We start from the raw sequence: 12,134 nt of genomic DNA on the forward strand, positions 1-12,134 counted from the left end.
GGACGAAGACCATATGTATATTTCTATGCGTATCTCCCTAAGATCCTGACAGGTTTCTTGACTGCGAGGGGTTGTGGTTGGCAGTGGGGCATTGTTGTATCGGCAGGCTGCGTTTTACATCTCAGGTCGCGCCTGTAGTTCGGGTATAAGCCAACCGCTGAAACTCACAGCTCTCCGCGTTCAGATAATGATACCAGGCTATATACAAGTTTAATAGATGCCTTGAGGGCGGGGAGGCTAGCATGCTTCTTATCCGGTTAATTGGAGCCGTAATTGCGGGCGCTTTCGCGACTGTCGTGGGCGTTCTCGTATGCGGTATTATTGGAACGGTCTTGTATGAAGTGCTCTTTGCGCACGGAACTTCACTCTCTTCAATCGATCCATCGGATATGTCAACGGTCCTGCAAACACCCGGTCTTGCCAGCGCTGGCACACTCATCGGTGTAGGCTGCGGGATACTCATCGGGCTGATCGTCTTCATCCAGAGCGTGAGCTATGCCTTTAAGCGCGACCGTCTCTCAAAGGGAGGCATGCGCATCTCCGCGCTTGTCAGTGCAATCAAGCACCGCTACGTGAACAATGCGGGCTCGCCCGGCAATAGCTATACCGTTTATACCGTACATGCCGAGTGGCTCGATCCGCGAACGGGCTCGCGCTATCGCTTCAAGCAGGATAAGAACTCGCGTCCGGTCGTGCGTGAGGGTGAGTACGTGACCGTCCAGGTCAATCCCCGGAACTACAATGACTACCATTTGGAGCTATAGAGCCACTTACAATGCGGCTGAGTTCAATGAATCAGCAAACAGGCGCCTGGATTGATGAGCACACCAAGAGGAACCGTCAAGGTGTCGTGACTGCTATATCCTGCCTATCGTAGCTCACGAGCATCTCGCCACCTGGCGAGATGCTCGTGAGCGTGATACTTCCGAACTGAATATTCCAGAAAATCTCTTTAGTGATCCAGTTTCCTTTGGCTCATGCGGTGCTGCTCAATGCGTATGATTATTTCCGCACGCTGAAAATGCTGTGCCCATCCTAATGCTGTTGCCTCAAATTCACTATCCTTGAGGTCAAGATCATTGGGAACGGTGAGCAGAACTTTCGCGAGTTCAAGATCGCCCCGTTCGGCCGCGATATGAAGGGGGGTAAGTTGCCTTTCTCCACGCTGGACGTTGACCAGTTCTGGATACTCGATCAGCAACCGGTGAACCTGCTGTTTCCATCCTATATCCCATGCGGAGAGAAGATCAAGAGGCACTCCGTGGCTGACGAGCCAGTCCACCGAGGCGGGTTGCTGGCAGTGAACTGCTATATCCAGGGGCGTCAGCCCATTGGGCAGGGAATCGTGGAAGAACCTGTCTTCAACACGTTTGCCTCTCTCGTCGAGGGCCATGACCTCACCTCGTCCGATCGCTTCCAGAAAGAGTACCTGATCCTTTGTTGGTGGGGGAGCCGCTAGCGTCTGCGTGCGCAGATGCCAGCTTGGACCGTATCCCATGGACTGAAAGCCGACGCGTCGGTACACCGGCTCTCCCATGGGCGTTGCATTGAGCACAACATGATGGCATCCCATCTGCCGTGCAAGGTCGCATGCCTCCCACGCCAGCGCGGTCCCGATCCCCTGGTTGCGAGCCGAAAGCCCCACCTCCATCGCAAATAGTCCCCCTATCCCCCATTCGCCGGTCGTGATATTGAGCATACACCGCCCCACTATCTGATTCTTCTGGAAAGCGACCAGGCTGCGCACATGGTGTGGATACATCTGATGTAGGGCAGCGCGAGCTTCTCTCTTCTCTGCAGGGTAGAAAGAAAGATCATCTACCTGGCAGGCTGGTTCGTCCTCGACAGCCTGAATGTCAAAGGCGGAAGAATGGACATGCTGGCCTGAGAGATCACGAAGGTTGCACCACATCCAGTGCGGTTGCCAGTTTGGTTCAAACCCACGAGCGAGCAAGCGCGCGGCAAGGTCGCCTGGAGGAATCGCAGTGAGATACCAGCAGATCGCCCCCCCCATGGGACGTTGAGCGCGATACCACTCCAGCGCACGGTCTAGCTGGTCGTCAATCTGGAGAGGATTGACAGAAGAAATAGCCAGGTGCCCGCTCGTCCACATGATGCCTTTTTCAGAAACCACTTCTTTCGCCCTGGCTTGCGCACAGCGGGCAAACCAGCCCTGGTTATTCAAACTCAATGCCTGCCACTGTTGCTCAAAGGTTGGGCCCTCATCTAGAAAGAGTTCTTGACGGTCTCTCTGATCCATGCTCTCTTCTTTCTCGTTTATGCCTGTTTCTTTTCTTCTTTCACCTACTCTATTCCATGTGCCTGCGCAGAACAAGGTAATGCCAAACACAGCTGGATCTCCCGCGAGGATTGTGCACGTGCAGCTACCGGTGCACTCATAGGCAAGCTGACAACCATTGGACCAGTTGATGTCACCGGGCCAGAGGCTCTCAGCTTCGCGGATCTGACATCACGCCTCTCCAGCCTCTCCAATCAATGGGCCAACGAGAAGAGCACTCCTGCATTCCAGAACCTGTACCGCCAGCGGATGGACCTGCGCTGCTGGAGCACTTCCTGCGCTGAACGCCTCGATCGTTCCATGACTCAGGTGCTGGAGCAGCGCTTCTACCATTTGCGAGCGAGCGCTGTTCTCAGTACAAGGAGAGACGGCCCTTGTCTTCGTCGCTTTTTTCTTTCCTCACACTCAAGAGTTATGGATGCTGCTCTGGTTGAATGGAGAAATCCTCAAAGGTCACTACAAAGCCAGTGCCCTCAGGGGAGGCGCACATCAGCCCCACATCCAACATCTCCTCCTGCGGGAGAGAGAACTGCCGAAGCATTTGATAGTGGCTTCCATCCAGAGCATAATGGACTTCAATTGTGTTCCCGGCCCTGGTTACACGAAGCCAGAGTGCTGAAGGATTGGAGGAAAGGGCAACCATTGACCAATCTGAAGTATCTCGCGTCACCACGGCACTGACATGCTGTTTCTCCTCAATGAACTCAATGCCACACTTCATCCAGGTAGTCTCATTTAAGCGTACCATCAGTCCCGCCTGGTCGTAGAGGGTCTGGTACTCCCCGCTGAATTTGGCCTCGGCCCGGAAGTCTCCTTTCCGTCGCTCAAAGTAAAAATGCCCGCTATCCTGGATATAGCCCCCGGCAGTCAGACGCCAGAAGTCCGTTTTAGGCCCTGTGTGGACGATTACCTTGTTGTCCTGGATCGTCCACGTGGGAGGCTCGTTGTACCAATGCATGACGTATTCTTCCTTGTTCTATCAATAATATAAAAGAAGTAGCTACGGTATTTTATCATAGCCAGAGCATTCCCCCTCAGACAATTCTTCTGCCTGAAAAAAAGGATGATCTGATAGCGCGTCGAACGTATAATCGTGCGTTCGGAGCAGATAACGAAGGGCGTCGAGGAAATGTGGATCAAGAGCTGAGGAAGACGTGCATTTGATCGTGTATTCATAGAATGCCCGGTATCCGCTTTACTAGTGCAGGTTCAAGAAAGCCCTTGTGTAAAGAGGGGGAAATTTGATGCCTTCTAGTGAAGTGGTTCTACTGGACAAGAGATGTTCTTGAGGTTATGCTTAAGAAATACGGCGAGGCGAGGGAACTGTGAGATGATGGAGACTTTCAGGCTGATACTATGAGAGTGAAAAAGAAATATGTGCTTCTTCCGCTGGTAGTCATTCTGGTTTTTGCGGCAGTGGGCTATGGGACATTACGACTGATGGATATGCGCACGTTCCAGTTTTTTGGTGGCCTGGTTGATCGCATCGAGACTGATCAAAAGGTGGTAGCACTTACGTTCGATGATGCTCCAACCCTACAGGTTACTTCTGTGTTGCAGACGTTGGCACAAAAAAACGTCCGGGCCACTTTTTTCGAGATTGGCTCAGCAATCGAGAAGTATCCGCAGTTAGCGCGGGCTATCACACAGGCGGGCATGCAGGTGGGCAATCATTCCTATTCCCACCAACGCATGGTCTTGAAGCCGTTTTCCTTTTACCAGGACGAGGTGGACAAAACGAATCGGTTGATCAGGGGTACTGGCTATAGCGGGGAGATTATGTTTCGACCCCCAAATGGGAAGAAGCTCGTTGGTCTGCCCTGGTATCTCAGCCAGCAGCATATTCGTACGATCATGTGGGATGTCGAACCCGACACATTTGAGGATACAGGTGCGAGCAACGGGGATGCGAATTTCCTGGTGAACTATACGCTAGAACATACAAAGCCGGGCTCGATTATTTTGTTGCATCCGTTCTGTGACAAGGTTTGTGCAGCGGACCGCGAGGCTATCCCCAGGATCATCGACGAGCTAGAGGCACGAGGCTATCAGTTTGTGACTGTCTCTCAATTGCTGATGTATGCGAAAAAGTAGACTGCCGCCTCATAGACGTACCATGCATCATAGGCAGCATCAGCAACCAAGATGCATGGGGACCACCTCAAGCCATCCTTGAGCTTGTATCTCACGGCGCCTAGTGAAAAGCGAAACAGGGCTTCCTGCATCTCCGAAGTCCTGATCAGCGCAGAGGGAGAAGAGATGCACATTCAATCCCCCTCCTCCGTGTGTCTTACGTTCCCATGGTATCAGTATGTTTTGAGACGTTGATTATGGGACTAGCGCTCAGTAAGATCAAGAAGGGAAGCACTCGCAGCTCATGAATTCTCACTTGAAGAGGCTCTAGAACATCGATCATGATGTTTCGTTCCTTGACTTTTTCCCTCCTCTCCGGTATAGTTTTACTGATATATTCATGACTATTTATCATAAAATGGTCACTTATCTTCCTACAAAGGAAAAAGTACATGGAAACCTCAACACAAAGCACAGGCGAACAGCCAGTAGCGATCAGACTGCTGCTAGCTTGTGGGGCCATCGGTCCGCTGCTCTTCATTGTTGTGTTTCTCATCGAAGGGGCAATACGTCCTCACTACAGCGCCTGGCAGAACGTTGTCAGCTCACTCAGTCAGGGTGAGGGTGGGTGGATACAAATGGCGAACTTCATCGTCTGCGGAGCGCTCGTGCTCGGTTTTGCCATCGGGCTGAGGCGTGCCTTGCGTGCAGGCCGTGGCTCCACCTGGGGGCCCATCCTGCTAGGTATCTTTGGCCTCTGCCTCATTGGTGCTGGGATCTTCGTGACCGACCCACTTCTGGGTTATCCACCTGGAGCATCGAGCACGCCAACCGTTCACGGGACCCTCCATAACCTCTTGAGCCTTTTCGTCTTCGCCTCGCTGATTGCGGCTTGCTTCGTGCTGGCACGGCGCGAGGCCGCTGATCCTGCCGGGCACGGCTGGGCCTGGTATTCCGTTGCCACAGGTATCCTGGTCGCTGTCTTTTTCGTCGTGACCGATGTCGTTGCGTTGCTCAACGGGCCAGCAGGGCTCATGCAACGAATCTGCATCATTATCGGCTGGAGTTGGATTGCTCTGCTGGCGATCCGCCTCATGAGCAAGAAGGTCCAGAGAGCTTGAGCTGTGCAACAGGAGGACGACATTTGGCACAGCAGAACAGGCGAGAAAGCCGACAGATGCAGACCAGAGAGAGACGTGAGGCTCGAGCACAGCGCATTCTGGATGCGGCCTCGACCTTGATCTTGCACGATGGCTATGACAAGACCACCATCGAGGAGATCGCCAAGGAAGCCGGCGTCGGGAAGGGGACGCTCTATCTGCACTGGGACTCGCGAGAAGCGCTCTTCGCTGCGCTCATTCTCCGGGAAAAGGTCGCGATGGCAGAAGACATCAAGCAGCGGATTGCAGGCGATCCTGTGGGAGCCTCGTTGCATGGGCTTCTCAAACACGCAGCACTTGCGCTGATGCAGCGCCCATTGCTCAAAGCAGCTCTGCTGCATGATACACAGGTCTTCGGAGAGGTTATCCAGCGCGAGCAGGGCAGCACTCTCTCGACAGAGGTGCTGGCAGGCTTCACGGCCTATCTGGAAGCGCTGCGCCAACAGGGACTGGTGCGCGCAGATCTCTCTCTGCACACACTAGGAGCCCTTTTCAGTTCCATTTTTACCGGTTTTTTCCTCGCGGTTCCCTTCTTGCCAGATGCGTTCAAACCTTCTGACGAGGAACTGGCAGAGTTGATAGCTGAAACGGGTCATCGCACACTAGAGCCTCGTGACCCGCTTCCATCCAGCTCACTCCAGATGGCTTCCCATGCCTTGAAGCAGTATCTGGATCGTTCTGTGGCAAGCGCACAAGAACAGCTTCAAGTGGGTGATCAGGCGAAGGTGGAGGATGATCGATCGCGTGCCCACAGATCCGTCCGTGCGAGAGGAAGAAAAGGCGGGCGTTCGAAGAAATTGAAGACCGTTGCACAGGTCGACCAGGTTCGGCGCCTGTATGCTGATAAGACCAAGTCCATTGAGGAGATCTGTTCGACGCTCGGGATCTCTCGTGCCAGCTTCTATCGCTATCTCAAGGACGCGAGGCCAGGCGAATCATGACTCATTACGGGCAAAGGAAAAGTGCGTGTTTTCGCTGACACGTTGTGGAAGGGAGATGTTCTATGACGGTCAATCTCAAACTGCTTACGGCACAAACCGTCGTGATGTGTGGTTTTCGCTCTGGCCCTCTTTCTGGCGACGAACCCAATCGAAAGACCTGGGACAAAGTGTTTGAAAACAGGGGTCTTCTGGCATGGTTTGATAAGAGTGACCCTCCCAGCCAGCATGGCGTCGAGGTATCGATTGGTTAGAGGGTTGGATCCTGACCGCTGAAGCGGCGATACTCGTCATGTGTGCCTCCTTGTTGGGAACTGTTTCGTTCTTTCCCATCGAAGAGGCACATTTTCTGCTTTCTCGCTACCTATGATCATCTCGTTGCGCAATTCGTGGGTCCCTCAGGAGGGCGTGGGTAGGGAATATGGTTGAATTTGAACGCCGTTTCTGCTAGCATGTAATACATAAAACAGAAGAGAGTAATGAGGTGCCGCTTTTATCTAAATAAGTGCATCCATGCAGAGGAAAGGAGGCGCTTGTACAACCCTTGACTTCAGGACTTCCCAATACTAGACATGGCTCCGAAGAAGTATAGCGTTTGTATGTCAGCATAGTAGCTGATATTTCGGGAGGAGAAAACCATGACATCGAAGTTCGCAAGCCGTCTACGAGCACTGGGGGTACTCGTTATCCTCGCCACACTTGCCCTCGCAGGATGCGGAGGTAGCACGACAGCTGGTTCATCCTCAGGTGGGACACTCGCGCCAGGCGATAGCTTCAAACTTGGTGTGTCACTCACCTTCAACAACACCGACTTCTGGACTAACTATATCTCCTATGAGACCAAGTTCGCCTCTCAGTATAAGGCAACCTTAATTGGACCCCTGGTCGCTAATAATGACGCCGCCAAACAGATTACCGATATTCGCACCCTTATCCAGGAAGGCGCCCAGGCGCTGATCGTCAACCCGGTTGATAGCGCCGCGATTGCTCCCGCGCTCGATTACGCTGCCAGCAAGCACATCCCCGTGATTAGCGTCGATGTCGCGCCAAGCACGGGCAAGGTCTTTATGATTGTACGCGCGGATAATGTACTGTATGGACAAAACTCCTGCAAATATATTGCCACCCATGCATCTGGTAGCGGTGGGCACATCGCGATCCTGGAGGGCGACCTGGCCTCGCTCAACGGCAAGGACCGGACCGATGGCTGCACCCAGGTGATCAAGTCGAACTATCCGCAATTCAAGACGGTTGAGTACGCCACGAAATGGGATACGCCGACCGCTGTTAACGACGCCAAGACGGCGCTGAGTACCTACCCGGATTTGCAAGGCATCTATGTGGAGTGGGGCGCACCCGAGGATGGTATTCTGGCGGCTGAACAGGCTGCTGGCAAGTTCACCTCTGTGGGGGGATCGTCACATATCGTGCTGGTTGGCAATGATGGCGTGCCGCATGAACATGCCCTCATTCGCAGCAACAAGCTTGATGCAACCATCTCGCAACCCGCTAATGCCTACGCGCAATATGCCGTCTTCTATGCCCGGGCTGCGCTGGAGGGCAAGACCTACTCCGCCGGACAGAGCACCGATCATAAAAGTACCATCGTTAGCCTGCAAGGCAACCTTGAGGACGCACTTCCGGCGCCCATCGTCGACAAAACCAACGTGGGCGATCCTAACCTGTGGGGAAATGCGAAGTCGACCTCCTAAGGGAAGAGCCTGAAAGCGGAGAGATCCTGACATAGGAGGAATCGTGAGAGAAGCTGTGAATGGAGGGCTGGGCCCCGCCCAGCCCTCTGTGGGGGTAGCACAGGGCGTCTGGAAAGCCTTTGGTGAAACCCAGGCCCTTCGTGATATCTCACTTGAGGTCAGGGCCGGCGAGTGCCACGGATTGGTTGGGCGTAACGGGGCCGGGAAATCCACCCTGGTTGCCATCCTTACCGGTATGACGTACCCCGACCGCGGCGTCGTTCGAATCGGAGGCGAAGTCGCGCCACCTTTGGTGGATCGCGCCGCCTGGCAGCACCTGGTGGCCTGTGTGTACCAGAAATCGATGGTCGTTCCCAACCTGACCGTCGCCGAAAATATTTTTCTTAATCGCGTGACCAGCAAGTACCGAGGGATCGTCAACTGGCGTACCATGCGTTCGCGGGCCCGGCAGGTCATGCTCGACTGGGGCTTCGATCTGGATATCAACCGTCGCGCGCATGACCTGACCGTTGAGCAGCGGCAGATCGTTGAGATTGCGCGTGCCCTTTCGGTGGGAGCGCGTTTTCTCATTCTTGATGAACCCACGGCGTCGCTGGAGAAGGTCGCGATTGAACGACTCTTTGAAAGGATCCGTCGCCTTAAGGAGAGCGGCGTCGCTATCCTCTTTATCTCGCACCACCTGGAGGAGATCTATGAGGTGTGCGACCAGGTCACCGTCCTGCGCGACGGTGTGCGTGTGTTGAACAGGCAGGTTGAGGAGATCGGGCAGGAGCAACTTGTCGAGGCGATGGTTGGAGCTGCGCCGCAACAGGAAACAAACAGCGCAGTCGCGAGCCAGGTCGTTGCTTCCCCACGCCCACGGCTCGAAATCTCGCACCTGCATATCCCCGCCACCCTGGGCCCTGTGCAGGATGTAAGTTTTACGGTGGGAGAGGGGGAGTGCGTTGGCCTGGTCGGTTTACAAGGCTCTGGTACGACGACTGTCGCGGACGCTGTCGTTGGTCTGAGAAAACCAGCCTCGGGAGAAATTAAGCTCAATGGCAAGCCGATTCAGGCGGGCAGAGTAGACGCTACCTTGCGACAGGGGATTGCCTATGTGCCTGAGGATCGGCATGCACGCGGGTTCGTGCCGTATCTTGGTGTTGAAGAGAACCTGACATTATGCATTCTGGATCGTGTCGCAAAGGGGGGCATCGTTTCGCGTTCCAGCAGCCAAACGGTTGCCAGACGCCTGGTCAAACAACTGGGGATCGTCGCTAGCGGCCTCGATCAGCCAGTTGGGCAGTTGAGTGGAGGAAATCAGCAGAAGGTAGTGGTTGGGCGGGCACTGGCCCGGCAGCCCGAGGTCCTGGTGGTCGTGACGCCTACGGTCGGGGTGGATGTCGCCGCTAAGGAGGCGCTTCTCAATGTAATCGATGCTGCCCGCGTGCATGGGACGGCTGTCTTACTCATCTCTGACGATCTGGATGACCTGCGCATCTGCACACGCTTGCTAGTTATGGTCAAAGGGAGACTGGTCAAGGAGTACCAGCCGCCCTGGGACCGCCATGTGCTCATTACTGCAATTGAGGGGCTTGAGCCGGCCTCCGCACAAGGGTATACCGAAACGAACGGAGAGGAATTGTCATGAGAAAGTCAATGGTCGAACACGAGGTCAAACCATTGCAACAGCCTACTGATGGGACGCTTCTGCGTCGTGGGCGCTCCATGGCTACCAGCTGGATCCGAGAACTGGCCCTGCTTCCGATCATTATTTTGATCGTGATCGTGGGCGCCTTTGTCAATCCCGCGTTCCTGACTGCGGATAACTTCATCAACGTTGCGCAGCAATCGGCGGCTTTAGGTGCCGTTGTGGTGGCCGAGACCCTCATCTTGCTCACCGGCAAGTTTGATTTGTCTCTGCAATCAACGTATGGCCTGGCACCAATGGTAGGAGCATGGCTGATTGTCTCAAAGGATAGCCAGGGCCTGGGTACCAACTGGCCTCCCTTGCTTGGGATCGCCATTGTTCTGCTCATAGGTCTGGTGATCGGAACTCTTAATGGTATCCTGGTGATCAAGCTGGGATTCAATGCCTTTATCTTTACCCTGGCCATGCTGATCCTCCTGGCAGGTATCCAGGTTGGTATTGTGGGTGGACGCACCATCTATCGCTTGCCCGCTGCATATATCTATTTGGGGTCGGAATACGTTCTAGGGATTCCGGTCTCAGTGTGGATTACTGGCGCGATCTTCCTGGTCGCGGCACTCTTTCTGAGGTATCATCGGATTGGACGCGCTATCTATGCCATCGGAGGGAACACGGAAGCGGCACGAGCTGCTGGGATCCAGGTAGACCGTATCCGCATAGGAGTGTTTATTGTTGGGAGCCTCCTGGCTGCGCTGGCCGGACTGATGACAGCGGGGCAGGTAGTGGCGGTAACCGCCAACCAGGGTAACAATCTCATTTTCTCGGTCTTTGCGGCCGCCGTGATCGGTGGTATCTCCTTGGATGGCGGTCGAGGACGTATCGTGGGTGCCCTCACGGGTGTCATCTTATTGGCGCTGGTCACGAACATCCTCATTCTTTCGCAAATCCAGACCTTCTGGATAGATGCGGCCAATGGGCTTATTATCTTAATTGCACTGGGTATTGCCCGCTTGATCGGTACCGAGAGCGCATAATGTTTCTGAGAGCTCCCCGCGCGAAATCTGGCGTCGGGGCGTTCGGAATAATTACAACCGAGGAGGATATTGATGATGTTGGCCATCAGGGATGTTCGAACTATTTTAACGATGCCAGATGGCGCAAATCGGCTGGTGATCGTCAAGGTCGAGACCACTGAGCCGGAACTCTATGGCCTGGGCTGCGCGACCTTTACGCAACGTCCCCTGGCTGTGCGAAGTGCCGTGGAGGAGTACCTAAGGCCATTCTTGCTGGGAAAGGATGTCCACAGGATTGAAGACCTGTGGCAAACGATGTGGGTTAATTCCTACTGGCGCAATGGACCAGTGCTCAACAATGCCATCTCAGGCGTGGATATTGCCCTGTGGGACATCAAAGGGAAGCTTGCCGGTATGCCCATCTACCAACTACTAGGAGGAAAGTGCCGCGAAGCCGCAGCGGTCTACCGGCATGCAGATGGGAAAAACGAGGCGCAAGTGCTAGAGCGCGTCCAGGCATTGATGGAGCAGGGGTATCACTACATACGCTGTCAGATGGGAGGCTATGGGGGTAAGACATCGCTCAACCAGTTGCCGGAGGAGGCTCAGCCAGGGACATACTATGACCCGGCCGCTTATGCGCGCAGCATACCGCCGCTCTTTGAGTATATACGCGCACACATTGGCTTCCAGGCAGAATTGTTGCACGATGTTCACGAACGCCTGGCGCCCATTGAGGCCATACACCTGGCGAAGAGGCTAGAGCCATACGGATTGTTCTTTCTTGAAGATCCCCTGCCGCCGGAGCAGGGCGGCTGGCTTGAGATGCTGCGGCAACAGTGCGCTACGCCCATCGCCATGGGCGAATTGTTTAACAACCAGCACGAGTGGATGCCATTGATTACCCGGCGCCTGATCGATTTCATCCGCGTGCATGTAAGCCAGGTCGGTGGACTGACACCGGCCAGGAAATTGGCAACCCTGTGCGAAGCCTTTGCCGTGCGTACCGCGTGGCATGGACCAGGCGATACTTCACCGGTTGGGCACGCGGCGAACCTGCACCTGGATCTAAGCTGCCATAACTTCGGCGTACAGGAGTGGAGCGGCTTTAGTGAAACTGTGCGCGAGGTCTTTCCAGGGTGCCCGGAAGTGCGAAACGGCTACATGTATCCCAACGAGCGGCCAGGACTGGGCATTGCTATCGATGAGCAACTGGCCGCGCGTTATCCCTGTTCAGATGGGCCACCACAGTGGACCCTGGCGCGCACACCAGATGGCACCGCGGCGCGACCCTAAGGCTGTGCTTTTT

The 12,134-nt window shown here is 54.7% G+C and carries 11 protein-coding genes and 1 pseudogene; 9 read left to right on the forward strand and 3 right to left on the reverse strand.

What is annotated here, in order from left to right:
• Positions 1–242 precede the first annotated feature (242 nt).
• On the forward strand, positions 243–764 hold the full coding sequence (locus tag KTE_RS22410) for a hypothetical protein (protein ID WP_201384828.1): 522 nt from the start codon (positions 243–245) through the stop codon (positions 762–764).
• Between the two features lie 188 nt (positions 765–952).
• Here KTE_RS22410 and KTE_RS22415 read toward each other — a convergent pair whose 3' ends face one another.
• The 3 genes and pseudogenes from KTE_RS22415 to KTE_RS22425 all read right to left on the reverse strand — a co-directional run bounded on the left by KTE_RS22415 (position 953) and on the right by KTE_RS22425 (position 3,257).
• On the reverse strand, positions 953–2,260 hold the full coding sequence (locus KTE_RS22415; protein WP_201384830.1) for a GNAT family N-acetyltransferase: 1,308 nt from the start codon (positions 2,258–2,260) through the stop codon (positions 953–955).
• Between the two features lie 210 nt (positions 2,261–2,470).
• Positions 2,471–2,647 (reverse strand): annotated as a pseudogene (locus KTE_RS22420) (hypothetical protein); the annotation flags it as partial.
• A gap of 64 nt (positions 2,648–2,711) precedes the next feature.
• A complete protein-coding gene (locus KTE_RS22425; protein WP_201384834.1) occupies positions 2,712–3,257 on the reverse strand; it encodes a DUF1349 domain-containing protein in 546 nt (181 codons plus the stop codon).
• A 398-nt stretch (positions 3,258–3,655) separates the two neighbouring features.
• Between KTE_RS22425 and KTE_RS22430 the strand changes: the two genes are divergently transcribed.
• The 8 genes from KTE_RS22430 (at position 3,656) to KTE_RS22465 (ending at position 12,121) form a co-directional block, all read left to right on the forward strand.
• Positions 3,656–4,393 carry a polysaccharide deacetylase family protein gene (locus KTE_RS22430; protein WP_201384836.1) on the forward strand — a complete coding sequence of 246 codons (738 nt, stop codon included), beginning with the start codon at positions 3,656–3,658 and terminating at the stop codon, positions 4,391–4,393.
• Positions 4,394–4,824: 431 nt separating this feature from the next.
• A complete protein-coding gene (locus KTE_RS22435) occupies positions 4,825–5,493 on the forward strand; it encodes a DUF998 domain-containing protein (RefSeq protein WP_201384838.1) in 669 nt (222 codons plus the stop codon).
• A 23-nt stretch (positions 5,494–5,516) separates the two neighbouring features.
• Complete coding sequence (locus KTE_RS22440; RefSeq protein ID WP_201384840.1) at positions 5,517–6,473, forward strand: TetR family transcriptional regulator; 957 nt, start codon at positions 5,517–5,519, stop codon at positions 6,471–6,473.
• A 62-nt stretch (positions 6,474–6,535) separates the two neighbouring features.
• Positions 6,536–6,724, forward strand: coding sequence for a hypothetical protein (locus tag KTE_RS22445; protein ID WP_201368718.1), 189 nt, complete (start codon positions 6,536–6,538; stop codon positions 6,722–6,724).
• Between the two features lie 384 nt (positions 6,725–7,108).
• Entirely contained in the window at positions 7,109–8,182 is a 1,074-nt protein-coding gene (locus tag KTE_RS22450) for a sugar ABC transporter substrate-binding protein (protein WP_201368717.1), read from the forward strand.
• A 43-nt stretch (positions 8,183–8,225) separates the two neighbouring features.
• Positions 8,226–9,812: a sugar ABC transporter ATP-binding protein gene (locus KTE_RS22455; protein ID WP_201384842.1), complete on the forward strand. Its 1,587-nt coding sequence runs from the start codon at positions 8,226–8,228 to the stop codon at positions 9,810–9,812.
• On the forward strand, positions 9,809–10,846 hold the full coding sequence (locus KTE_RS22460) for an ABC transporter permease (RefSeq protein WP_201384844.1): 1,038 nt from the start codon (positions 9,809–9,811) through the stop codon (positions 10,844–10,846). The genes KTE_RS22455 and KTE_RS22460 overlap by 4 nt, the downstream gene beginning before the upstream one ends.
• A gap of 69 nt (positions 10,847–10,915) precedes the next feature.
• Positions 10,916–12,121 (forward strand): enolase C-terminal domain-like protein, encoded by a 1,206-nt coding sequence (locus tag KTE_RS22465; protein WP_374226785.1) that lies wholly within the window; start codon positions 10,916–10,918, stop codon positions 12,119–12,121.
• Positions 12,122–12,134: the final 13 nt, after the last annotated feature.

It is taken from the genome of Ktedonobacter sp. SOSP1-85, assembly GCF_016587415.1.
Lineage (GTDB): Bacteria > Chloroflexota > Ktedonobacteria > Ktedonobacterales > Ktedonobacteraceae > Ktedonobacter.